The organism is Emticicia sp. MM, from assembly GCF_001649495.1.
The window spans coordinates 43,823-67,867 of the sequence record NZ_LXHX01000090.1 but is presented as its reverse complement, the minus strand read 5'-3'; the positions used below and the strand labels follow the sequence as shown (position 1 = coordinate 67,867).

Below are 24,045 nucleotides of genomic sequence, written 5' to 3'. Positions count from 1 at the left end.
TCTTTTTTTACGGAAGGTACTGAGCTTTTCAACAAAGGGAATTTGTTTTATTCTCGGCGAATTGGAGGTACACCCATTAATTTATATGATGCCTACGATGACGTAAAAGCTAATGAAAGAATGCTAAGAAATCCGTCGGAATCAAAACTAATTAATGCCTCAAAGATTTCGGGGAGAACAAAAAGCGGTTTGGGCGTTGGTCTTTTAAATGCAGTTACGCAAGCACAATTTGCCACCATCGAAAATATCGAAACGGGTGAAATCAGGAAGTTTGAAACCAATCCAACGACCAATTATAACCTTTTTGTACTTGACCAAACACTCAAGAATAATTCGAGTGTGAGTTTTGTCAATACCAGTGTTTTGCGAGGTGGAAACGAATACAATGCTAATGTGAGTGCCGCTCTTTTTAGCTTTTACGACAAGAAAAATACCTATAATTTGGCAGGAAGTGCATCGCTCAGTCATTTAAAATATAAAACACCCGACAGTGAAAACTCACTCGGATATAGTCATAGTCTAAGTTTCGGAAAGAATAGCGGACGATTCAATTATCATCTTTCGCAAGCCTTGACCGACGAAAAATATACCAGCAACGATTTAGGTTATTTCACGAATAATAATTTTATCAATCATAACCTCCACGTTGGCTACCGATACACTGAGCCAAAAGGCTGGTATAATCGCTTATTTTTGAATTTTAATGCTGGTTTGAGCAATTTATACACCCAAATCGGCGAAATAGATAGTAAATATCAGAATTCGAGATTCAATGTAAATATCAATGCACAGACAAAAAAATTGATTTGGTTTGGTGCTTTTGCTAATTATAACCCTGTTCAGAATGACTTTTACGAGCCACGCACAATGGGAAAAGTTTTCAGAAGAGGTGGAAGCGTAGCTTTTGGAGGTTGGATAGAGAGTAATTCGGCAAAGAAATATTCGGTCAATGCCGAAGTTGTTGAAAGAGTATTTTTAAATTTTTATAAACTCAGTGGTTTTGATGTTTTTTTAGCTCAAAATTACCGTTTCAATAGCAAGTTTTCGGTAGGTCTTCAACTTGGTTTTCAGCCAAGACCAAGAGGCTTAGGCTATACTACAACACTTGATGATGGAAACACTTTATTTGCTATCAGAAAAGTAAGCACCATTGATAATGTATTGAACCTAAAATATAATTTCACCAACAAAATGGGGCTAACTTTCAGAGCCAGACATTACATGAGCGTAGTAGATAACAAAGAGTTTTTTACGCTCAATGATGATGGTTCATTAAGTCCTAAAAATGGTTTAACAGAAAAATACAACCGTAATGTCAATTACTTTAATATTGATATGGTTTATACGTGGCAGTTTGCTCCTGGTAGCTTCCTGAATGTTGTGTGGAAAGATGCAGGAGTTATGAGTTCAGAAATAGCCAACACACGTTACTTTGACAATTTTCAAAATACGCTTCAAAGCGACCAAAATAATAATTTATCCATTAAAGTCATCTATTTCTTAGATTATTTGCAACTTAAACGAAAGATTTAGATGGCGAAAGTCCGTAAACAAAACCAATGATTCAACTAAAAAATATCTCCAAATATTATCCCGCAGGATTCGGCAAAACCTATGTTTTACGCAACATCAACCTCGAAATAAAAGAGGGCGAATTTGTATCAATCATGGGGCCATCGGGTTCGGGAAAGTCAACCCTTCTTCATATTTTGGGCTTACTCGAAGAGGCTTCTGAAGGAGAATATATTTTAGGCGAAAATCCAGTACTGAAACTTTCTGAAAAGAAACGTACCGAACTGCATCGCACAAGCATTGGTTTTGTTTTTCAGGCTTATCATTTGATTGACGAATTGACGGTTTACGAAAACATCGAAACCCCACTCCTTTATAAAGGACAGTCATCAGCCGAACGAAAAAGCCGTGTAGCCGATGTATTGGACAGGTTTAATATTGTAGCAAAAAAAGACCTTTTTCCTTCTCAACTTTCGGGCGGGCAACAACAACTCGTGGGTATTGCCCGAGCCATTGTAGCCGAGCCAAAAATTATCTTTGCTGATGAGCCAACGGGAAATCTTCATTCCGAACACGCCCAGCAAATCATGGAGCTTTTCAAAGAACTCAATCAAAAAGATGGCGTGACTATCGTGCAGGTAACTCACTCGGAAGCCAACGCCGAATATGGTAATAGAATTATACGATTGAAAGATGGTTGGATAGATGCTCCAAATTCCTAAAGGGGTGTTTTTAACCAAGTTGTCGCATAACATTAATTCTATAAAATCATGAAAAATACATTACAAAAAATCTTATTTTTAAGCATCATTTTTTTCTTCCAAAAGGGGTGGGTTTTCGGGCAAGAGCTTTCCCTAAAAGAATGCGTCGATATAGCTATCAAAAACAATTTAACCTACCGAGAAAGTCAGATAATGGGCGAAAGTGCCAATATCGAACTGGCAAGGGCAAAATCTCAAATTTACCCACGCATTGGGTTCGGCACGGGCCAAGATGTACGAGTAGGCCGCAGTATTGACCGCTTTACAAATGCATATATCGAGCAGATTTATACCACCAACTACTTTGGTTTACAAGCATCAATGCCTGTTTTTAATGGTTTTCAGATAAAAAATCAAATTCGTCAAAACGAGTTTCTGCGTGATGCTGGGGCTAAAAATATTGAAGCTATAAAAAACCGCACCATTATCGGAATCATTCAAGCGTATTTGCAAGTTTTGGCTTCGCAAGAATTACTGGAAGTAAGCAAACAACAAGTCGAAACCGCCAAATCGCAAGTTGAAAGAGTAAATAAACAAGTGGCAGCAGGCGTAGTTGGTCAAACAGAACTTTTTCAAGTGCAATCGCAGTTGGTCAATGATGAATTTTCGTTGGTTACTGCACAAAATAATAACAAAGCCGCCCGTCTTGCATTGTTTCAACTAATGAACCAATCGAGCAATAATTCAGCAAATTTTGAGGCTTTAAAAGATGACGCACTTCAATACACAATTGATAATCTGACAATTGAGGGTATTTTTGAGCAAGCCGCCAATAATTTCCCCGAAATAAAAGCGGGCGAACTCCGCCTAAAAAGTTTCGATAGCCAGCTTAAAGCTACGCAAGCTTTTAATTTGCCGCAGATAAGCCTATCGGGTAATTATGGCACTTTTTATTCTTCATCAAATAAATCAGAAAACTATTTTACGCAAATCAACGGTACTCGAAGTGGGTCGTTGAGCTTAGATATTAGCATTCCGATTTTGGGTCGTTTGCAAAATGCTCCGAGAATTTCGGCCGTAAAAATTCAACAACAACTCAGTCAAAATCAGTTGAATGTGACCAAACTTCAACTCCGCCAAGCCATTGAGCAGAGTTATCAGTTGCTCACTGCCGCCGCCGACCGCTATAAAGTTGCGAGCAATCAAGTAAATATTTTAGACCAAAACATCAAAGCCGTAGAAAGCAGAATCAATGCAGGAACGGTCAATTATTTAGAATATATGCTCGCCAAAACCAATTTCGACCGAGCAAAGTCTAACCTCGTACAAGCCAAATACGAATTTTTATTACAGAAAAAAATCTTAGATTTCTACAAAAACGGCGAGTGGAGAATTGAGTAAAAGCATAAAAAAATAGAACGCTGATTCTTATGATAATTATGATTGTTTAGATTTATCATTACAATAATCATAATTATCATAAGAATCTTAAAAATCTGCGTTCTATTTTTATTTTCCCCAACATTACCTAAAAATTAAATTTTTCGCATAAAATTGTCGTTTTCAAATATTTGCCGTAACTTTGCTTGGCAAATAAGAAAACGAAATTATTTGCTATGTTAGATTCTTCAAAGTTGCTTTACGAAGCACTCACCTACGACGACGTTCTGCTCGTCCCAGCATACTCCGAGGTACTTCCACGTGATACGCACACGAAAACATTTTTAACAAAAAATATTCAATTAAACATTCCACTTATTTCGGCGGCAATGGATACCGTTACCGAATACGAAATGGCAGTGGCAATGGCACAAGAGGGCGGAATTGGTTTTATTCACAAAAACATGTCTATTCAACAGCAAGCCGAGCAGGTTCGCAAAGTGAAGCGTTCGGAGAGCGGCATGATTATCGACCCAATTACACTTCCCGAAACAGCAACCGTTGGCGATGCTCTTCGTATCATGAAAGAATTCCGCATCGGAGGTATTCCAATCGTTGATGAAAACCAAAAACTCAAAGGTATCATCACTAACCGTGATTTACGTTTTCAGCAAGATGCTTCAAAATCAATCACCGACATCATGACTAAAGAAAACCTAATCGTTGGGCATGAAGGAGCAGGATTGGCCGAAGCCGAAGACATCTTACGCAATTATAAAATCGAGAAACTTCCGATTGTTGATAAAGATTACAAAATCATCGGTTTAATTACTTACCGTGATATTTTAAAGAAAAAAGACCGTCCAAATGCTGCAAAAGATAGCTTGGGTCGTTTGCTTGCAGGGGCTGCCGTAGGCGTAACGCCAGATATCGAAGCACGTGTTGAAGCACTCATTAAAGCAGGAGTTGACGTGGTAAGTATCGACACCGCTCATGGACACTCGAAAGGCGTAATTGATACCCTCAAGCGAATCAAAGCGGCCTTCCCGAAAATTGATGTTATTGTAGGAAATATTGCCACCGAAGAAGCGGCCGAAGCTCTTGCCAAAGCAGGTGCCGATGCTATCAAAGTAGGTGTAGGCCCAGGAAGTATCTGTACGACTCGTATCATTGCAGGTATCGGAATGCCGCAGCTTTCGGCCGTTGCCGATTCAGCCAAAGCTGCCGCAAAATATGGCGTTCCAGTCATTGCCGACGGCGGTATTCGCTTCTCGGGAGATATTGTGAAAGCCATTGCTGGTGGTGCAAGTACCGTAATGATGGGTTCACTTTTGGCAGGAACAGAAGAAGCCCCTGGTGAAATGGTGATTTATGAAGGACGTAAATTTAAAACATACCGTGGAATGGGTTCGGTAGAAGCCATGGAAGATGGCTCGAAAGACCGTTATTTCCAAGATGCCGAAGATGATATTAAGAAACTCGTACCCGAAGGAATCGTGGGTCGTGTACCATTCAAAGGTCGTGCTGCTGAAATCATTTACCAAATGGTAGGTGGCTTGAAAGCAGGGATGGGCTATTGTGGTGCTGGTGATATCGCCACTTTACAAAAAGCTAAATTTGTGAAAATCACAGCGGCGGGTATCAAAGAAAGTCACCCGCACGATATTCAGATTACCAGAGAAGCTCCAAACTATTCGAGATAATTTTTTGTATAGTATATAGAACGCAGGTTTTTATGATTATTAAGATTGATTATGATTTAACTATGAATCATAGTTTATCATAGCAAACCATAAAAACCTGCGTTTTATTTTGCAGTAAATATTGTAATTTTTTATACACTCACACATTCGCTCATTCCGAACGGGCGGCGTACAGCTTCACTCATTAATTTTATGAATCGAGTTTTAATTACAGGTGCAAATGGCTTAGTTGGCAGTGCTACTGCTCGTAGATTTATAGAAGCGGGCTATGAGGTTTCGGCATTGTGCCGTGCTGGCAGCGATTTATCTTTACTAAAAGATATTATATCTAAAATCAAAATTATCGAAGGTGATATTTTAGATATACATTCACTTGAAAATGCACTCGAAAATCAAGATTTTGTAGTTCATACGGCCGCATTGGTATCATTTGCACCTAAAGACCGCAACCGAATGTTTAAGGTAAACGTTGAAGGAACTGCCAACTTAGTGAATATTTGTCTGGAGAAAAACATCAAAAAGCTCTGTCATGTAAGTTCGATTGCGGCATTGGGTCGCCCAACGTCGGCATCAGAAAATGTTCACGGAGGCATCATTGACGAAAACCAAAAATGGGAAGATTCTCCACTTAATTCAAATTATGCAAAATCGAAGTATGAAGGAGAGCTTGAAGTTTGGCGTGGCGAAGCCGAAGGACTTAATGTGGTGGTAGTAAATCCCTCAATTATTTTAGGCGAAGGAGATTGGCACAAAAGTAGTACGCAGCTCTTTAAGTATGTATATGACCAGCACAAATATTATACCAATGGTAACCTCAACTATGTCGATGTCAATGACCTCGTAACTGCTATTTTTAAACTTACAACCTCCGAAATCAAAGGCGAACGCTTTATCTTGAATGGCGGGACGACTACGTATAAGGTGTTTTTCGAGAAAATAGCGGCTATTTTCGGCAAAAAAGCTCCTTTTAAGACTTTGTCTCCTTTCGCCATCGAAATCTTGTGGAGACTTGAAGCTCTGAGGGCATTCTTTACAAAAAAAGCTCCATTAATTACAAAAGAAACCGCCCACAACTCTCGCACGAAATTTGCTTATAAAAACCAAAAGATTCAGAAAGCAATTAATTTTCAATTTACCGACTTGGACGAGACAATTAGCCGAGTAGGAAATTTTCTTTTGAAAAAATAAATTGGTTATTGGAGAATTAGTTATTGGGAAACTGCGGGGCCGCCCGTGCGGTTATTGGTTTGTTTTTCTAATAACGAGTAACTGGTTCACTAATCAACCAATAACAAATCACCATCACAATAACTTTTATTTCTGGAAAACTATTGACATTTAATAAATAATTTTTACATTTATTGATAGTTTTATCAAGTCTGCTAATCTTGATTGTGATTTAGTTGATTATCAATAGATAACACCAAAGAAGCAGAAAAGATAGGGCTGGTTTTATACCCAAAAAATCAATTTTAAGCACGATGTGCAGCCCTTGGTTGGGCTGTTTAACCTTTGAGTGGAATTCTACATGCAACACGAATTTAGTGACAGATTCGATGGTTTCGATGACGCTGATGTAAAAGCATCGGCCGAACGCTTTGAGGAAATGCTCAAAAGTAAAGAAACGGTTTTCTTCGACGAAGAAACATACGAACAATTATCCGAATACTATTTGCTCAAAAGCAAGTGGGATATGGCCATGAAAGCCTGCCGAATTGGCCTTCAGCAATACCCTTATTCGCTCGAATTACTACTCGATAAAGTACAACTGCACGCCAACTACGAGCAGTTCGACGAAGCAATGGAGGTTTTGGATACTGCTGCCACTTATAATCCAGCCGATAACGAAATCACTTACATGAGAGGTGTAATTTGCAATCTTATGGGCAATTATGAAGAAGCCATTGAGCATCTGCGTGAGGCATTATTATTATCTGACGAAAAAGAAACAGTATATTTTCAGCTTGCTCAAACTTACCAAAATTGGCAAAAATTTGAAGAAGCGGCTCATTTCTACAAAAAAGCTATCCGAAATAAATTTCAAGAAGAAATTGCTTTTTATGAACTGGTTTTTTGCTTAGAGCAAGCAGATAAATTAGAAGAAAACCTCAGCTATTTTCAAGAATTAGTTGATAACGACCCTTATTCACACTTTGCGTGGTTTGCCCTGGGTATGACTCACAGCCGCCTTGGCAAGCATAAAGATGCTGCTTTTGCGTATGATTATGCCGTTACGGTCAAAGAAACATTTGCTTCTGGGTGGTTCAATTTGGCTCACGCCTATATGAACCTTAATAATTTCTTGGATGCTAAAGAATGTTACGCTAATGTACTGAAACATGAAGCTCCAACGGCCGAAGTTTATACGCATTTAGGAGCAGCCTGCGAAAAACTCGAACAATACGACGAAGCCTACAAAAACTACCGAGAAGCAACCGTTTTGGATGAAAATTGGGACGATGCTTGGTTTGGAATGGGTTCGGCTTTGTATGAGCAAGAACGTTGGTTTGAAAGTGTCCATTTTACGCAAAAAGCCATTAAACTTAACGGAGCAAACGCTGATTATTGGCTGCTTTTGGGAGATACCGAATCTAAGTTAGGTAATTTTTTATCAAGCAATGAGGCGTACACACAAGCCGTTGCACTCGACCCGAACAACCCTGATATTTGGTTGAATTGGTCATTGCTTTTCTTTGAGCAAAGCCAATATGGCAAAGCCTTTGAGATTGTCTATGACGGAATCAGTGAAATGCCTGACGATGCCGATTTATTTTATCGTGCAGCAGCCTATTTGATTTTTGATGGAAGCTACAACGAAGCCTACAAATATCTCGAAACGGGCTTGATTCTAAACTATGATGCCCACGCCCAAATCTATGATTTCTTCCCGAATCTTGATACACAAAAGGCACTTTTTAGAATTATTGAGCAGTATAAATAGAGAATTTATATAAACAAACGAGGCTTGGAATAACTTCCAAGCCTCGTTTGTTTATATAATGTAACTACCCAATAATACGTTTATCTTTGGATACAAATTTGGCAAAAGCCAATAATGCCCCAGTTACCATTATATTTCTGAAAAAGTTTACCATTTCAAGTTCTTTCTCTCTTGCTATATCGGCAGTCATATTCTCAACGCCTAATTCTTGCCCCATAGCCCTTGGTAAATGGACTAAAACTGCCATTAAAACTACATAAACTGCCATTAATGAATAGGCTAACTTATCATACTTTCCAATTACAGCACTTATGATAAAAAGCAAGATACAAACTAATGTAAAGTAATTCCAAAAGAACGGAAATGGAATATAATTAGGTACAAACGAAGCTCCGACTTCGGGCTTGCCCAAATGCAAACCAACGTAAAGCAAAAACGACAGTGGGAATATATATCTACCCGAATTTAAGATTTTGTCCATTATCTTGATATTTAGTTGGTTGGAAAAGGAATAAGTGGGCGAATTTCAACCGAGGTGTTAGGATATTTTAGTACTGGACAGGTCTCGCTCCATTCTTGCACCTCTTCCAAACTATCCGATTTGCAGACTAAGAACCCCACCACTAAAACACTATTAGCTTCTTTATGTGGGCCGTCGGAAACACCGCTATTACTTACAATAGATGCTTCATAACGCATTGGGGCGGTATGTACTAATTTACCTTGCATGGCAATATTTCCAATCCAAGATTGCCATTTAGGCATGTCTTCTGCCATATCTTGTGAAGTAGCCAAATAGCCGTTTTCGGCACTGGCGTTGCGAAATAACAATAGATACTCTGTCATGATTTTTAACTTTAATTGTGAATGATTGGGCAAATTTCAACAATTAAAATTTCGTGAATGATGACAAAAGTCTATGTTTTACAGTTTGGCTTTTAGTCGGCTAAAAACATCTTTATTGATGCCCAAATAAGAAGCGATAAGTTTACTCGAAAGGCGTGTCATGAGCATTGGGCGGTATTCCATTAGCCATTTAATTCTGTCCAATGCTGTCAATGAGACGAATGTATTGATACGATAGACGGAGTTGGCATAAGATGCCTCAAGGATTTGTTTATAAACTTTGTCAAACTGAGGAACTGTCTCCATCAGTTTTTGAAAAGTCGGTCTATCTATGGCGAAAAGTTCGCAGGGTTCAACGGTTCTGATATTTTCTAAGGCTGGTTTGCCACTTCCAAAGCTTAAAAGCTCTGAACACCAGTTATCTTCAATGATGATATCACGGGTTGTTTCATTAAAATCTTTGTCGTAAACATAGACCTGCAAACAACCTTTGGCAACGAAATACACATATTTACAAATTTCACCTTGTTGTAAAAGATGCTGGTTTCGCTTGGTCTTGATATGCTTAAAAGAGGAGAGTACCATATCCAAATTTTCAAGGTCTTTGCCGAGCCTATTGGTGATATGTTGTTTTAAAACCTCTATCATTTTTGTAAAAAGCTGATAATTAAAATATTAAAGTTTTTTACATCATCTTCACTTGCATCAATTATTAAGGCTTAAAAAACCACATTCTCATAAATATCATTCATTTCTAAAGTTATACCCAATGATTTTAGGTTAAGTTTCTGGCTATCAGCATTATATGATGTTATCCGCCATAAATCTATTTCCTCTCTGTAACGAGTTTCAACACTCATTTTTTTAGGGTCAATCAAAACGTATTCTTTGAAAGAAGGAATGCTTTTGTATAAATCAAATTTTGCAGTTTTGTCATACAAACTCGTTCGACGAGAAAGCACCTCAACTATCACAACAGGATTCAGTAAAATATCTTCACGATTTTGATAAAAAATAGGTTTTTCGCTTATTACCAAAGCATCAGGATATACTGCCACATTTTCAGCTTCAATATACACTTTCTGATTGTCGCCAAGAACAATAAATTTTTCTGATAAACCTTTTACTGCTATTTTTAATGAATAAGCTGTATTCAGAGAAATTAGATTATGATTAAATTTAGCATTTGCCATTTTTACGATGATTCCATTATAAAATTCATGTTTCTCCTTTGCTCGCTCTTCACGGGCAAGGTATTCCCACAAAGTATAAACTTTAGGAGCGGGTCTAATGGATTGGTCAGATTTCTCTAAAAATGTAATAGCCATCTCAGTTTTTTTCTTCAAATGTAAGAAAATTACAAGAAATCTCAATAAAATTGGCTCAATATCGGGGCAACAAACGGCAAGGCTTCGGTATAAATTCTATCGAAATAAAGTTTAGATGTCTATCACATCATCTTCCCACTCTCAATCGACTTTATGCCTTTTTTTGAAAGGGCTTTTACGCCAAAAATCAAATCCGCAAAGCGTGGGTCAGTGGTGAGTCCTTTTTTGTATCGGCCATAAATCTGCTGAATAACTACTGAGTTTTTGAATAAGCCAAAAACATAGAAATACAAAATATTCGATACATCACGTCCGCTTTTTTCGGCGTAACGTTCAGCAAACTCTTGACGAGTTAAGTTGCCTTCCACCCACGATAGATTAAAGGTTTTCTCGAATGGCCCATCATCGGCTTCTGCCCAGTACGATAGGCTTGTGCCTACGTCCATCAGCGGGTCGCCTACGGTGGTCATTTCCCAGTCTAAAACCGCAATGATTTCTGATAAATTATTGGCATTTAGCACCACATTGTCATACTTATAATCATTATGAATGAGCGTGGGTTTTCCTTCAGCAGGAAGATTATCTTTAAGCCAAGCAGCCAAAGTATCCATCGCCGCAATCTCATCGGTTTGTGAGGCTATATAACGTTTGTGCCAACCTTCAACTTGTCGTTGAATGTATCCTTCGGGTTTTCCTATATTTATTAAGCCTGTCGATTCAATATCAATAGCGTGTAAAGCTGCCAGATTATCGCACAATGCTTCTGAGAGTTTTCGCATTTCGGCAGGAGTAACAGTTTGCATGAGTTTGGGGGCATCTTTGGCACGTAAAATAATGCCTTGCACTCGCTCCATGATATAAAATGGGCAACCTATTACAGCTTCATTATCAGTAAAAATAATCGGGTTTGGTATTTTTTCATACCCAATCGACTTGATAGCCGTCAGAATTTTATACTCACGAGCCATATCATGCCCACCTTTGATGTCTTTCGCACCCACAGGTGGGCGGCGTAAAACATATTCTCGATTAGCAGTTTTCAAAAAATAAGTCAGATTCGAGTATCCTCCAGGGAACTGCGAAACTTCGGTAATTTCCTCAAAATCAGGCAATTGAGATTTGATAAAGTCATTCAACTTTATCAAATCTAATTCTTCGCCCTGCCTAACTGCCGTAGGCGTATCTATTTTTAATGAAGACATATTTAAGTCGATAGTCCACAGACAACGGTCAACAATTTAGCTTAATTTATCATTATTCATTCACCATTAAACATTAATTACTGATGTTCTGGTCTTAATAAATCATTCACCGTTTTTACGGGGTTGAATGTAATCAATGGAACTTCCACGAATAATGTGTTCCAGTCGGCCATTGCACCATTCCACAAACCTGGTAGCTCTTGTGCTTTTAGGTCACGACCACTTTGTGATTTCTGCGTATTGAAGCCAGTTTTTGGGTCACGGAACTCCAAAAGGTTAAATTTATTTCCTTGATAATCTTTCAGTGTACAAATCAAATCAACAGGATTGAAGTGCGTTGCTCCATCAAAGATTTCTTTTTGTTCAGGGTCTTTCAAATCAATTTGAGCCGATTCTACTACTTGAAGCGAGGTTGAGCCATCGGCATTTTCTGCCCAGAAAGGCCCGCCACCTGGCTCGCCAACGTTTTTCACCATTCCACAAATACGCAACGGACGATTGAGTTTCGTACGGCAATAGGTTTTACGTTCTTCAAAAGACAAATCATCGTAACCTTCAGGGAATTCTACACAAAGGTCAAATTCGATAAAGTCTTCCACTTCTTCTACATCTTCTTCTTTTAAATCAGCCCCATCCATCATTTTCAAATAAGCAAAAACGGCTTGTTGATAGCTCAGCACCAAACTCGCCAAAGCTTTTTTGTAGATGATTGTTTGTTCTTTTAGACTGTCAGGAACAACGTTGTCGATATTTTTGATAAATACCACATCGGCATCTTGGTCGTTGAGGTTTTCGAGCAAAGCACCGTGTCCTGCTGGACGGAAAAGTAAGTCTCCACTGGCCGTACGGAAAGGCGTATTATCAAGGTTTACGGCAATCGTATCGGTAGATGGTTTTTGCTCCGAGAAGCTGATGTCATATTTTACACCATATTTTGCTTCGTAATCAGCCAAAACCGCATCAATCAAGGCCGTAAACTTACTTCTATGCTCGGGCGAAACCGTAAAATGAAGGTTCACCTTGCCACCTGAACTGGCATATCTTGCTCCTTCAACCAAATGTTCTTCAGCTGGTGTGCGAGTTGAATCACCATATTTATGGAACTCTAACAAGCCTTTTGGCAAAGCACCATAATCAAGCCCTTCGGCCGTGAGGAGGTGTCGGAGAATAGTTTTATGGTCGGCCGATTCGCTACCGATAGATTTTACTAAACTTTTGTAGAAGGCAAATTCTTCCAGACGTTCTAAAACTTCATTGACCGATTTATCAATTTTATCTTCTTCCAAAGCCGCAAAAAGCGATTTGAACATACGTGAAGCTGCACCCGAAGCAGGTACAAATTTCAGTAGTTTTTTGCCGAAAATTTGGTCGTCGAAATCCTTCGATAGTTCTTTGGCTTTTTCGTCGCCAAGCTGAATCATTCCATCGTCGATGGTGGCTGCTCGTACGACATTTAGGTATGGAAATCCCACTTTAAAATTCTCGATTTGTTCAAGAATCGTTTCCACTTTTGCCCCACGGGCTTCGATTAGGCTAAGGTCTTTTTCGCTAAACATAATTAATATGGTTGATTTAATTAGTCCAAGGTCAATAGTTGGTTTTCAAGGGAGTTTAAACTATTGATAAGGAGGCTTTTGGTAAAAATTGTCGTTGTTTGGTTTTAATCAGCTACTTTATGGTATGAATGTTTTGTTAAAAATGTAATTTTACGAAAAAATAGAATCAAGGCAATGTTTTTGCTCGGGATTAATTAAAGTTATTCGAGTCAACGGTCAATAAACGGCGGTCGATAGTATTCTGTGGCCTGTTGTCCGTAGATTGTGGACTTCCAAAGAAATCATGAATTCAATACTTCCTCTTTTACAGCAAACCCAACAAGCTTCGGCGTCCGTTCGACGTTTGACCGATTCCCAACGTAGCGATTTATTAAATGAATTGGCCGAAATCGTTGAGCAATCGAAGGTACTGATAATGTCAGAAAATCAGAAAGATTTAGACTTGATGGATAAAGCTGACCCCAAATACGACCGTTTATTATTAACCGAAAGTCGCATTCAAGGTTTGGCCGACTCGTTGAGAGAAGTTGCTCTTTTGCCCGACCCCACGGGTGAAGTATTGACCGAAAGAAACCTCGAAAACGGACTGAATATCAAGAAAATAGCCGTTCCAATGGGGGTTGTAGGTGTAATTTACGAATCTCGCCCTAACGTAACGATTGATGTGGCGTCGTTGTGTTTACGTTCGGGCAATGCCTGTGTGCTGAAAGGTGGAAAAGAAGCTATCTTCTCGAATACTTGCTTGGTTGGATTAATTCATAAAGCCTTAGCCAAATTTGGCGTTGCTCCCGACGCAGTTTTGCTTCTACCAACCGACCGAAAGTTCACCGAAGAATTATTGAAAGCTACTCGCTTTGTAGATATTATTATTCCACGTGGGTCTGATTCGCTCATTCAGTATGTGCGTCAAAATTCACTTATTCCGACCATCGAAACTGGTGCGGGTGTGGTGCATACTTATGTTGAAACAACTGCTGATTTGGCCAAAGCCAAAGATATTATTGTGAATGCCCGAGTTTCTCGACCATCGGTTTGTAATTCGCTCGACTGTGCTATTGTTGATGAAGCCATCATTGATGAATTTTTGCCAATGTTGGTAGAAGATTTCAATAAATGGAATGTGGGCGTTTATGCTGATGAAAAATCGTATGCTGTTTTTGAAAAAATCGGATATGAAAAACTTCATCATGCTCAACCCGAAGACTTTGGTCGTGAATGGCTCGATTATAAAATTACAGTCAAAACTGTGAGTGGTTTTGATGAAGCACTGGCTCATGTGCAAGCCTTTTCATCTCGACACTCAGAAGCAATTTTGACAAATAATCAGGCACTTGCTGAAAGATTTTTGGCCGAAGTAGATGCCGCAGCGGTTTATCACAATGCCTCTACTCGCTTTACCGATGGCGGACAGTTTGGGCTCGGTGCAGAAATTGGTATTTCTACCCAAAAACTCCACGCTCGTGGCCCTTTCGCCCTCGAAAAACTCGTTACCGAAAAATGGGTTGTTATTGGCGATGGGCAGGTGAGATGGTAGAAGAAATTAAGAATGAGGAATTAAGAATTACGAATAACTTATCACGAAAATTACAAAGATTTTTTTTTAGTTTTATGTAATCGTATGGCAAAATTAATAGACTGTTCTAACAATCTCATTCTTAATTCCTCATTCATAATTCTTAATTCGTAAATAAATTCTCTACATTTGTCATAGAAAATAACCTATGATAAAATGAAAAATCTTCCTGAGCAATTTGCTCACCCTTATTCGTTTGCCCCAAAGTTTAAGAAATCGGCCGTTTATTTTTCGATGGAATTTGCCATCGACCAAGCACTAAAAACCTATTCGGGTGGACTCGGCTTTTTGGCTGGTTCGCACATGCGTAGTGCGTATCAGTTGAAACAAAATTTGGTTGGTATTGGTATCTTGTGGAAATACGGCTACTACGACCAAGTTCGCAATACCGATAACAGCATGGCCGTACAGTTTCGTGAGAAAATGTACAGTTTTTTGCAAGATACTGGCGTAAGATTCCAAATTAATGTACAAAATCGAACTGTTTGGGTAGCTACTTATTTCTTACCATCAACGACATTTGGCACAGTTCCGATGTTTTTCTTGACTACTGATACCGATGGTAACGATACTTGGGCAAGGTCGCTTTCGTACCACCTTTACGATGCTGATGCTTCGATAAAAGTGGCTCAGTGTATGCTTTTGGGAATTGGCGGCACTACTTTTCTGGATAAAATCAATTACGAACCCGATGTGTATCATTTCAACGAAGCTCATGCACTTTCAGGAGCATTTAATCTATACAAAAAGTTTGGAAAAGTAGCTGATGTAAAAAAACGTTTGGTGTTTACGACACACACGCCCGAAGAAGCAGGCAATGAAAAACACGACATCAATATGCTTGAAAGCATGAATTTCTTTGCGGGTGTACCGATGAATGAAGTGCGTAAGATTAGCGGCATTACTGATAATGTTTTCAATCACTCGTTGGTGGCCTTGCGTTTGAGTAGAAAAGCCAATGCGGTATCGAAGCTACACGGTGATGTTTCTCGTAAAATGTGGGGAGATTATAGCGGTATTTGTGAAATTACGCACGTAACCAACGCCCAAAATAATCTTTACTGGGCAGATGAGGTTTTAGAAAAAGCTCGCAAGAAAGGAGATATAAAAACGATTGCGGCTCGCAAAAAGGAATTGAAAGAAGTACTTTTCAAGACAGTTGCCGACCAATCGGGCAAACTCTTTAAACCCGATGTGTTGACCATCATTTGGGCGAGACGCTTTGCCGCTTACAAACGCCCCGATTTGCTCACTCGTGACCGTGAACGCTTCGATAAATTGATGAAAAATACGAAATATCCGATTCAGTTTATTTGGGCAGGAAAACCATATCCGTTTGATGGCGGAGCAATCAATAATTTCAATCAGCTTTATTATTTGAGTCATCTTTACCCAAATATGGCTGTGCTGACAGGGCATGAATTGAACCTCTCGAAGCTCATCAAAGACGGCTCAGATGTTTGGCTTAATACACCAATCGTAACGCGTGAAGCATCTGGTACGAGCGGAATGACGGCAGCTATGAACGCCTCGCTCAATTTCTCGACTTTTGATGGTTGGGTTTGTGAATTTGCTACTGAACAAAACTCATTTGTGGTGCCCGATGCCCCTCATTCGCCTGATTGGGAGCGAGATAGAGTCGATATTCAGAATATGCTCGATATGCTCGAAAATAAAATATTGCCAACCTACTATGACCGCCCCGAAGAATGGCAAAAGATGGTGTTGCAGAGCATGAATGATGTAAATGCGTTTTTTGACTCTGACCGTATGGCGGCTGAGTATTATGAGAAGGTTTATTGATGGAGTTAGCCCGTTGTTTTTTTCTAAACAACGGGCTAATTTACTTTTATCCTGTATATTTGGCCGAAATAACAATTTTCAGCCATGCTTCGAGTGCCGAGTTCGATAAGTTCTAAAGAATTTGAGTCTTTGCAGATTCAAGACATGACTTTTGTTGCTTATCGAAATAATATTTATCCTTCAAAAAACGAGATTTTTTTTGAAGAACACGCCATTATTTATGTACTCGAAGGCGAAAAAAAGTTTATCTCTCCTACACAAGATATTCACGTTCAGAAAGGTCAAATTTTGTTTTTTCAGCGGGGCTGTTATTCGATGAATGAGTCGATTGATGTCAATTATCGGAGTCTTGTTTTTTTCTTTCCCGAAAACCTGTTGAAAGAGTTTGTAGCTCAAAACCTTACGCTTTTTGAAGATTTGACGGAAAATGCTATCGAACAAATATTGAGTCTCGAAAGTAGCGAAAACTTCGATAAGTTTGTTGATTCGCTGATTCCGTTTTTTAGCACTCGCACCAAACTCATGAATCAGTTTTTGAAGCTGAAATTCAATGAATTGATGCTTCATTTAATCGAACTTGACCGCAGCGACCAATTCAGACAAACACTCTTCAATATTTATCAAGGTCAGAAAGCCGATTTAGCTTATTTTCTTGAAAACTACTACCTAAAACCCCTTTCTATTGCCGAATTAGCTCAAATTTCGGGAAGAAGTCTTTCGGCTTTTAAACGTGATTTCGAACTACAATTTCATACTTCACCCGCCGCTTGGATTAGAAACAAACGTTTGGAGTATGCCTATTTTCTTCTACAAAACTCTAAGAAAAACGTATCGGAAATAAGCCTTGAAATCGGATACGAAAGTGTATCACATTTCATTAAAGCTTTCAAAGAAAAATACGGTTTTACGCCCAATAAAATCACTTAAACCAAAAACGTTATTTTTTGGTCGTATTTCGTTAATCATTATTAGGTTATTATACTCAATTTTGTGGCATAGAAAATTTATCATAAATTAATATGTCAGCACCAAAATCATTATTTGACAAAGTATGGGATGCCCACGTCGTTCGTAACATCGAAGACGGCCCCGATGTTTTTTTCATTGACCGCCACTTCATTCACGAAGTAACGAGTCCAGTTGCCTTTTTAGGTCTCGAAAGCCGTGGCTTGGGTGTACTTTTCCCTAATCGCACATTTGCAACAGCCGACCATAATACGCCAACAATCAACCAACATTTACCAGTTCAAGACCCACTTTCGGCCAATCAGTTGAAAGCTTTGGAAACAAACTCGGCCAAATATGGCATTTCTCACTGGGGATTAGGTCACGCAAAAAATGGTATCGTTCACGTAGTTGGACCTGAAAATGGTATTACACTTCCAGGAATGACCATCGTTTGTGGCGACTCTCATACTTCTACACACGGTGCTTTTGGTGCAATTGCCTTCGGAATTGGTACTTCTGAGGTAGAAATGGTACTTTCTTCGCAGTGTATCATGCAGCCAAAACCAAAGAAAATGCGTGTGACAATCAATGGTAAATTGGGCAAAGGTGTATTACCAAAAGACGTAACACTCTTTATCATTTCAAAACTTTCGGCAGCGGGTGCTACTGGTTATTTCTGCGAGTATGCTGGTGAAGTTTTTGAAAATATGACTATGGAAGGACGTATGACAGTTTGTAATATGTCAATCGAAATGGGTGCCAGAGGAGGTATGATTGCCCCTGACGAAACTACTTTCGCTTACTTACAAGGCCGTGAGCAAGCTCCAAAAGGCGAGGCTTGGGATAAAGCATTGGCTTACTGGAAAACACTCAAAACCGACGAAGGAACTGTTTTCGATATTGAATATACATTCGATGCTTCTGAAATTGAGCCGCAAATTACGTATGGTACAAACCCAGGCTTAGGTACAGGTATTTCTCAAAATATCCCTCAAGCTGCCAATGTATTGGATGGAGCTGCTTCGTATGCAAAATCATTGAACTACATGGGCTTTGCCGAAAACGACCAAATCGTTGGAAAACCAATTGATTATGTTTTCTTGGGAAGCTGTACAAATGGTCGTATCGAAGATTTCCGTGCTTTTGCTTCAATCGTAAAAGGACGTAAAAAAGCTGACAACGTAACGGCTTGGTTAGTACCAGGTTCGCACATCGTAGAATCACAAATCAAAGAAGAAGGTATCTTGGATATCTTGACAGAAGCTGGCTTTGCTCTTCGTCAGCCAGGTTGTTCGGCGTGTTTGGCAATGAATGATGATAAAATTCCTGCTGGAAAATACGCTGTTTCAACATCAAACCGAAACTTTGAGGGCCGTCAAGGGCCAGGTGCAAGAACACTTTTGGCTTCGCCATTAGTGGCAGCAGCAGCAGCCGTAACAGGAAAAGTTACTGACCCTCGCACAATGCTTTAGGCTTTACGCTGTATGCTTTAGGCGTTTTTTCTTTATATGAGCAAGAATAAAACCATATAGCTTATGGCATACATTTTAAAGCAATAAAATTATGAGAGATTTTAGAAAATATGAAGTTTGGCAAATATCACATTCGTTAGTTTTAGAAATTTATTCGCAAACAATAAACTTTCCTAAAACAGAACAATATGGAATAGTAAGTCAATTAAACCGAGCTTCTGTATCTATCCCAACTAATATAAGTGAAGGTTGTGGTAGAAATTCAGATGCTGAGTTTCATCGTTTTGTTCAAATATCTCTTGGGTCAGCACATGAAGTAGAATATCTTTTACAATTATCTTTCGATTTAAAATTCATAGACTCAGAAAATTATCAATCGTTAGATGAAAAGATTAATTTAATAAAGCAAAAACTGTATCATTTAGCTCAAAAGCTAAATAGTAAATAATTTAGATAAATATAGCCTATAGCTTACAGCCTATAGCATAAAGCAAATTAAAAATGGCATACGATAAGTTCACTATATTAAAAAGCACCGCAGTTCCGATGCCAATCGAAAATGTGGATACTGACCAAATCATTCCTGCACGTTTCTTGAAAGCAACAAGCAGAGTAGATTTCGACAAAAACTTATTCAGAGATTGGCGTTATAACAACGATGACTCTCCGAAAGCAGATTTCGTACTAAACAACCCTATCTATTCGGGCAAAATCCTTGTAGGTGGCCGTAACTTCGGTAGTGGTTCAAGCCGTGAGCACGCCGCTTGGGCGATTTACGATTACGGTTTTCGTTGCGTAGTTTCGAGCTTTTTTGCTGATATTTTCAAAGGAAATGCTTTGAACATCGGTATCCTTCCTGTACAAGTTAGCCCTGAGTTTTTGCACAAAATCTTTACGGCTATTGAGGCAGACCCAAATACAGAACTTGAGGTAAATCTTCCTGCTCAAACCATCACTATTTTGGCAACGGGTGAGTCAGAGAGCTTTGGCATCAATGGCTACAAAAAGAACAACATGATTAACGGATACGATGATATTGATTATCTTCAGTCTATGAAGTCAGAGATTGCTGCTTTTGCCGAAAAGAGTCTTTATTAATTTTGAAGCGGTACGCCGCCCGTTCTGAATGATAAAATGAGTGAATAGTTTTACTAAATCATCATTCTATCATTCACTCATTCACTCATTCAAAATTAAAGATGCGACACATTGAAATAATGGATACAACACTCCGTGATGGTGAACAAACCAGCGGAGTGTCTTTTTCAGCTACCGAAAAACTGGCTATTGCTCAAATGCTACTCACCGAAGTAAAAGTGGATAGAATTGAGGTGGCTTCGGCTCGTGTTTCGGAAGGGGAATTATTGGCAGTACAAAAAATCACGAATTGGGCAAAAGAACAAAATTTACTTGATAAAGTAGAGGTTTTGACTTTTGTCGATGGTGAATCTTCTATTAATTGGATGCTACAAGCGGGTGCGAAAGTGATGAATTTATTGACCAAAGGCTCGATGAATCATCTTACGCATCAGTTGAAAAAAACGCCCGAACAGCATTTTAGCGAAATTGCACAGGTTATTGCGTTGGCAAAATCGAAAGGTATTGATGCCAATGTGTATTTGGAAGATTGGAGCAACGGAATGCGAAATTCGCAAGAATACGTTTTTCAATTTCTTGATTTTCTGAGTACACAGCCAATCAAACGTGTACTTTTACCCGATACCTTGGGGGTTTTAACACCTTACGAAACCTACGATTTTATCAAAGCTATTGTAGAACGATACCCAAATCAACATTTCGATTTTCATGCTCATAACGATTATGATTTAAGCGTAGCTAACGTTATGGAAGCTATTCGTGCGGGCGTACAAGGCTTGCACCTGACCGTAAATGGTATGGGCGAACGCACAGGAAATGCCCCGTTGGCCAGTACGATTGCGGTTATCAATGATTTTATGCCCGATGTTACTACTTCGGTGGTTGAGCAGTCGCTGCATACGGTTAGTAAAATCGTTGAGAGTTTTTCGGGCTTTGGTATTCCTGTAAATAAGCCAATCGTTGGCGAAAACGTATTTACCCAAACGGCTGGTATCCACGCCGATGGCGATAATAAAAATAACCTTTATTTCAATGATTTGATGCCTGAGCGTTTCGGACGTACTCGAAAATACGCTCTCGGCAAAACATCGGGTAAGGCCAATATCGAGAAAAACCTTCAAGAAATAGGTATTTCTCTTTCGCCCGAAGAAATCAAGAAAGTTACGCAGAGAATCATCGAACTCGGCGACCGTAAGGAAGTTGTGACGAAAGAAGATTTGCCGTATATTATCTCCGATGTGCTTGATAGTGAGGCCGTTGCTGAGCGAGTACACGTGCTTAATTATGTGATGACTCACTCAAAAAACCTTCGCCCGTCGGCTACATTAATGGTAAAGATTGATGAGGATATTTTTGAAGAGAATGCCCAAGGCGATGGTCAGTACGATGCCTTTATGAATGCGTTGAAGAAGATTTATCTGAAAAAGAAACAAAGTCTTCCAACACTGACCGACTACGCCGTAAGGATTCCACCTGGCGGAAAAACCGATGCACTTTGTGAAACCATTATTAGTTGGGAATACAACGGTAAAAGCTTCAAAACTCGTGGGTTAGATTCAGACCAAACTGTTTCAGCTATCAAAGCTACTCAGAAGATGTTGAATTTGATTTAGTTTGTAGGCACAAAGGTTCATAGGGGCAAAGGCACAAAGTAGCAAGGTGCTGAGATTCAGAGTAGCAGAAGAATATAGTAAAAACTAAACATAAATTTACAAAATTGGATAGTTCAATAAAAACATATCGAGATTTGTTGGTTTGGCAGAAAGCTATGCAGTTTGTTACGAATGTCTATTCAAAAAGTACCTCTTTACCTCAGCATGAACAATTTGGCCTGACTTCACAAATGAGGCGTTCCGCAATTTCGATTCCGAGTAATATTGCCGAAGGTTACGGTAGAAATAGTACAGGTGATTATACTCGTTTTTTGCAAATAGCTTTAGGTTCTCTTTTTGAGATTCAAACACAAATAGAAATTGCCTTTAATCTAAATTATATGTCTGAAAATAACTTTCAAGCTTTATACGACCAAAGTCGTGAGATTGAAAGAATGTTATCAAGTTTGATTAATAAATTAAAAAAATGACACATTGAAACTCTGTGCCTTTGTGCCTTTGCTCCTTTGTGCCTCAAATAAAAAATGAAAAAACATATTCTAATCGTCCCAGGTGACGGAATTGGGCAGGAAGTAACTGCCGTAGGTAAAAAAGTAGTAGAGAAAATCGCTGCAAAATTTGGTCATGAATTTACTTATGACGAAGCACTCATCGGTCATGCTGCCATCGAAGCAACTGGCGACCCGCTTCCAGAAGAAACACTCGTAAAAATGAAAGCCTCTGATGCCGTACTTTTCGGTGCAGTTGGTCATCCAAAATACGATAACGACCCTTCGGCAAAAGTTCGTCCAGAGCAAGGTTTATTGAAAATGCGTAAAGAATTAGGTCTTTATGCTAACCTTCGTCCAATCAAACTTTTTGATGAATTATTAGAAGCATCGAGCATCAAACCAGAGCTTTTGAAAGGAGCCGATATTCTTTTCTTCCGTGAACTAACAGGGGATGTTTATTTCGGAAAACGTGAACGTATCGACGAAGGAAACACAGCCTACGATACCATGATTTATTCAAAATACGAAGTTGAGCGTATCGCACGTAAGGCGTTTGATGCTGCTATGACTCGTGGCAAAAAATTGATGTCGGTTGATAAAGCTAACGTACTCGAAAGTAGCCGTTTGTGGCGTGAAGTGGTGCTTGAAGTAGCTAAAGACTACCCAGAAGTACAACTCGAACACCAGTTTGTTGATGCAGCAGCCATGCTCCTCATCAAAGACCCACGTAAATTTGATGTGGTAGTAACAGGAAATCTTTTCGGAGATATTCTTACCGACGAAGCCTCTCAAATTGCTGGTTCGATGGGAATGTTGGCTTCGGCTTCGGTTGGTGATAGCACGGGCGTTTATGAGCCAATTCACGGTTCGGCACATGATATTACAGGCAAAGGCGTAGCGAATCCTTTGGCTTCGATTTTATCAGCAGCTTTGATGCTCGATATTTCGTTTGGTTTAAAAGCTGAATCAGAGGCAATTATTGCCGCTGTTGATGCAACTTTGAAAGCAGGTTTCCGCACAGGTGATATCGCTGATGCTTCTACTCCAAAAGATATGATTTTGGGAACAGATGCTATGGGCGAGCAAATCTTGTCAAGAATATAATCGGAACGTCCGCACTGCAGGTCTGACGTTAATTATAGCACACAGTTAGATGGTCAGACCCGCGGTACAGACCTTTAAAGACGAGTTTTGCTCGTCTTTTTTGTTTTTGGCAAAAAATATTCCGTAATTTTGATTAAAAATCACCAAAATCGAACTAATGAAAAAGTCAGTTTTTATCGCTATTATACTATTAATCAGCCAATTAGGGTTTTCTCAAGCATCAAAAACAGCCAAACCAGCCACACAAGGTTTAAAACTCGCTTACGTTTACGAAGATTATATCTTACAAAATGTTAAGGAAATGAAAAGTCTTCAAGCTGAAATTGCTTCAAAAAAAGTAGGTTTTGAAACAAAACTCGAACAAAAAGCAAAAAAATATCAAGAAGAATATGAGATTTATCAAGCAATGATGAAAGATATTACAGGTCTCACAACCGATTCTTTGAATGCTAAATTAAAGTTGGTTCAAAACCTAAAAAAAGATGCTGAAGAGTTTCAAACTAGTTCACAAGCTGACTTACAAAAAATGATTCAAGAAAGATTTCTGGAAATTCGTGAAAAAGTAAATGCTACTATTAAAGTTGTTGCAGCCGAAAAAGGCTATAAGATTGTTTTCAGAAGAAACGCTGATTCAGGAAATAACGAATCAAATACCGTAATGCTTTATTCAGCCGATAATGGCAAAGATGACCTTACTGATGCAGTTTTAATCAAGATGGGAACAGTTCCGCCGAAAAAATAACATTCGCTTAAGCTAAAAAAATCCTCAAATGC

General features: G+C 39.1%; 22 protein-coding genes. 16 read left to right on the top strand and 6 right to left on the bottom strand.

The window, feature by feature from the left end:
• From A6M55_RS17460 to A6M55_RS10555, 6 genes are all read left to right on the top strand, one after another.
• Positions 1-1,533, top strand: a 1,533-nt coding sequence (locus A6M55_RS17460; RefSeq protein WP_229235510.1) for a DUF5916 domain-containing protein, incomplete at its 5' end; no start/stop codon positions are given.
• Positions 1,534-1,559: 26 nt separating this feature from the next.
• Entirely contained in the window at positions 1,560-2,234 is a 675-nt protein-coding gene (locus tag A6M55_RS10575; RefSeq protein ID WP_064197552.1) for an ABC transporter ATP-binding protein, read from the top strand.
• A gap of 48 nt (positions 2,235-2,282) precedes the next feature.
• Entirely contained in the window at positions 2,283-3,614 is a 1,332-nt protein-coding gene (locus A6M55_RS10570) for a TolC family protein (RefSeq protein ID WP_064197551.1), read from the top strand.
• 215 nt (positions 3,615-3,829) lie between these two features.
• A complete protein-coding gene (gene guaB / locus A6M55_RS10565; protein WP_064197550.1) occupies positions 3,830-5,296 on the top strand; it encodes an IMP dehydrogenase in 1,467 nt (488 codons plus the stop codon).
• Positions 5,297-5,488: 192 nt separating this feature from the next.
• On the top strand, positions 5,489-6,484 hold the full coding sequence (locus tag A6M55_RS10560; protein ID WP_064197549.1) for an SDR family NAD(P)-dependent oxidoreductase: 996 nt from the start codon (positions 5,489-5,491) through the stop codon (positions 6,482-6,484).
• Between the two features lie 340 nt (positions 6,485-6,824).
• Positions 6,825-8,237: a tetratricopeptide repeat protein gene (locus tag A6M55_RS10555; RefSeq protein ID WP_064197548.1), complete on the top strand. Its 1,413-nt coding sequence runs from the start codon at positions 6,825-6,827 to the stop codon at positions 8,235-8,237.
• A 64-nt stretch (positions 8,238-8,301) separates the two neighbouring features.
• Here the strand turns inward: A6M55_RS10555 and A6M55_RS10550 are convergent, their stop codons facing one another.
• The 6 genes from A6M55_RS10550 to A6M55_RS10525 form a co-directional block, all read right to left on the bottom strand.
• Positions 8,302-8,718 carry a hypothetical protein gene (locus A6M55_RS10550; RefSeq protein WP_064197547.1) on the bottom strand — a complete coding sequence of 139 codons (417 nt, stop codon included), beginning with the start codon at positions 8,716-8,718 and terminating at the stop codon, positions 8,302-8,304.
• 11 nt (positions 8,719-8,729) lie between these two features.
• Positions 8,730-9,083 carry a YciI family protein gene (locus A6M55_RS10545; protein ID WP_064197546.1) on the bottom strand — a complete coding sequence of 118 codons (354 nt, stop codon included), beginning with the start codon at positions 9,081-9,083 and terminating at the stop codon, positions 8,730-8,732.
• A gap of 78 nt (positions 9,084-9,161) precedes the next feature.
• Positions 9,162-9,731 (bottom strand): Crp/Fnr family transcriptional regulator, encoded by a 570-nt coding sequence (locus A6M55_RS10540; RefSeq protein ID WP_064197545.1) that lies wholly within the window; start codon positions 9,729-9,731, stop codon positions 9,162-9,164.
• Positions 9,732-9,802: 71 nt separating this feature from the next.
• Entirely contained in the window at positions 9,803-10,411 is a 609-nt protein-coding gene (locus A6M55_RS10535) for a Uma2 family endonuclease (protein WP_064197544.1), read from the bottom strand.
• 122 nt (positions 10,412-10,533) lie between these two features.
• The gene (locus A6M55_RS10530) at positions 10,534-11,613 is read right to left on the bottom strand and encodes a phosphotransferase family protein (protein WP_064197543.1); all 1,080 of its coding nucleotides are present in this window, start codon (positions 11,611-11,613) and stop codon (positions 10,534-10,536) included.
• A 77-nt stretch (positions 11,614-11,690) separates the two neighbouring features.
• Complete coding sequence (locus A6M55_RS10525; RefSeq protein ID WP_064197542.1) at positions 11,691-13,169, bottom strand: DUF4301 family protein; 1,479 nt, start codon at positions 13,167-13,169, stop codon at positions 11,691-11,693.
• A gap of 283 nt (positions 13,170-13,452) precedes the next feature.
• On the opposite strand from A6M55_RS10525, the gene A6M55_RS10520 reads away from it, so the two are divergent.
• The 10 genes from A6M55_RS10520 (at position 13,453) to A6M55_RS10475 (ending at position 24,013) form a co-directional block, all read left to right on the top strand.
• The gene (locus tag A6M55_RS10520) at positions 13,453-14,703 is read left to right on the top strand and encodes a glutamate-5-semialdehyde dehydrogenase (RefSeq protein WP_064197541.1); all 1,251 of its coding nucleotides are present in this window, start codon (positions 13,453-13,455) and stop codon (positions 14,701-14,703) included.
• Positions 14,704-14,898: 195 nt separating this feature from the next.
• Positions 14,899-16,545 carry an alpha-glucan family phosphorylase gene (gene glgP, locus A6M55_RS10515; RefSeq protein WP_064197540.1) on the top strand — a complete coding sequence of 549 codons (1,647 nt, stop codon included), beginning with the start codon at positions 14,899-14,901 and terminating at the stop codon, positions 16,543-16,545.
• An 84-nt stretch (positions 16,546-16,629) separates the two neighbouring features.
• Complete coding sequence (locus A6M55_RS10510; RefSeq protein ID WP_064197539.1) at positions 16,630-17,472, top strand: helix-turn-helix domain-containing protein; 843 nt, start codon at positions 16,630-16,632, stop codon at positions 17,470-17,472.
• A 92-nt stretch (positions 17,473-17,564) separates the two neighbouring features.
• Positions 17,565-18,965: a 3-isopropylmalate dehydratase large subunit gene (leuC, locus tag A6M55_RS10505; RefSeq protein WP_064197538.1), complete on the top strand. Its 1,401-nt coding sequence runs from the start codon at positions 17,565-17,567 to the stop codon at positions 18,963-18,965.
• 91 nt (positions 18,966-19,056) lie between these two features.
• A complete protein-coding gene (locus tag A6M55_RS10500) occupies positions 19,057-19,413 on the top strand; it encodes a four helix bundle protein (protein WP_064197537.1) in 357 nt (118 codons plus the stop codon).
• 53 nt (positions 19,414-19,466) lie between these two features.
• Positions 19,467-20,063: a 3-isopropylmalate dehydratase small subunit gene (gene leuD / locus A6M55_RS10495; protein WP_064197536.1), complete on the top strand. Its 597-nt coding sequence runs from the start codon at positions 19,467-19,469 to the stop codon at positions 20,061-20,063.
• Between the two features lie 119 nt (positions 20,064-20,182).
• A complete protein-coding gene (locus A6M55_RS10490; RefSeq protein ID WP_064197535.1) occupies positions 20,183-21,676 on the top strand; it encodes an alpha-isopropylmalate synthase regulatory domain-containing protein in 1,494 nt (497 codons plus the stop codon).
• A gap of 104 nt (positions 21,677-21,780) precedes the next feature.
• The gene (locus A6M55_RS10485) at positions 21,781-22,146 is read left to right on the top strand and encodes a four helix bundle protein (protein ID WP_197491692.1); all 366 of its coding nucleotides are present in this window, start codon (positions 21,781-21,783) and stop codon (positions 22,144-22,146) included.
• Positions 22,147-22,200: 54 nt separating this feature from the next.
• Positions 22,201-23,271 (top strand): 3-isopropylmalate dehydrogenase, encoded by a 1,071-nt coding sequence (gene leuB / locus A6M55_RS10480; protein ID WP_064197534.1) that lies wholly within the window; start codon positions 22,201-22,203, stop codon positions 23,269-23,271.
• A gap of 157 nt (positions 23,272-23,428) precedes the next feature.
• Positions 23,429-24,013: an OmpH family outer membrane protein gene (locus A6M55_RS10475; RefSeq protein WP_064197533.1), complete on the top strand. Its 585-nt coding sequence runs from the start codon at positions 23,429-23,431 to the stop codon at positions 24,011-24,013.
• Positions 24,014-24,045 lie beyond the last annotated feature (32 nt).

Coding starts and splice junctions, on each gene's coding strand:
- A6M55_RS10575 (WP_064197552.1), top strand. CDS start 1,560: ATGATTCAACTAAAAAATATCTCCAAATATTATCCCGCAGGATTCGGC.
- A6M55_RS10570 (WP_064197551.1), top strand. CDS start 2,283: ATGAAAAATACATTACAAAAAATCTTATTTTTAAGCATCATTTTTTTC.
- guaB (WP_064197550.1), top strand. CDS start 3,830: ATGTTAGATTCTTCAAAGTTGCTTTACGAAGCACTCACCTACGACGAC.
- A6M55_RS10560 (WP_064197549.1), top strand. CDS start 5,489: ATGAATCGAGTTTTAATTACAGGTGCAAATGGCTTAGTTGGCAGTGCT.
- A6M55_RS10555 (WP_064197548.1), top strand. CDS start 6,825: ATGCAACACGAATTTAGTGACAGATTCGATGGTTTCGATGACGCTGAT.
- A6M55_RS10550 (WP_064197547.1), bottom strand. CDS start 8,718: ATGGACAAAATCTTAAATTCGGGTAGATATATATTCCCACTGTCGTTT.
- A6M55_RS10545 (WP_064197546.1), bottom strand. CDS start 9,083: ATGACAGAGTATCTATTGTTATTTCGCAACGCCAGTGCCGAAAACGGC.
- A6M55_RS10540 (WP_064197545.1), bottom strand. CDS start 9,731: ATGATAGAGGTTTTAAAACAACATATCACCAATAGGCTCGGCAAAGAC.
- A6M55_RS10535 (WP_064197544.1), bottom strand. CDS start 10,411: ATGGCTATTACATTTTTAGAGAAATCTGACCAATCCATTAGACCCGCT.
- A6M55_RS10530 (WP_064197543.1), bottom strand. CDS start 11,613: ATGTCTTCATTAAAAATAGATACGCCTACGGCAGTTAGGCAGGGCGAA.
- A6M55_RS10525 (WP_064197542.1), bottom strand. CDS start 13,169: ATGTTTAGCGAAAAAGACCTTAGCCTAATCGAAGCCCGTGGGGCAAAA.
- A6M55_RS10520 (WP_064197541.1), top strand. CDS start 13,453: ATGAATTCAATACTTCCTCTTTTACAGCAAACCCAACAAGCTTCGGCG.
- glgP (WP_064197540.1), top strand. CDS start 14,899: ATGAAAAATCTTCCTGAGCAATTTGCTCACCCTTATTCGTTTGCCCCA.
- A6M55_RS10510 (WP_064197539.1), top strand. CDS start 16,630: ATGCTTCGAGTGCCGAGTTCGATAAGTTCTAAAGAATTTGAGTCTTTG.
- leuC (WP_064197538.1), top strand. CDS start 17,565: ATGTCAGCACCAAAATCATTATTTGACAAAGTATGGGATGCCCACGTC.
- A6M55_RS10500 (WP_064197537.1), top strand. CDS start 19,057: ATGAGAGATTTTAGAAAATATGAAGTTTGGCAAATATCACATTCGTTA.
- leuD (WP_064197536.1), top strand. CDS start 19,467: ATGGCATACGATAAGTTCACTATATTAAAAAGCACCGCAGTTCCGATG.
- A6M55_RS10490 (WP_064197535.1), top strand. CDS start 20,183: ATGGATACAACACTCCGTGATGGTGAACAAACCAGCGGAGTGTCTTTT.
- leuB (WP_064197534.1), top strand. CDS start 22,201: ATGAAAAAACATATTCTAATCGTCCCAGGTGACGGAATTGGGCAGGAA.
- A6M55_RS10475 (WP_064197533.1), top strand. CDS start 23,429: ATGAAAAAGTCAGTTTTTATCGCTATTATACTATTAATCAGCCAATTA.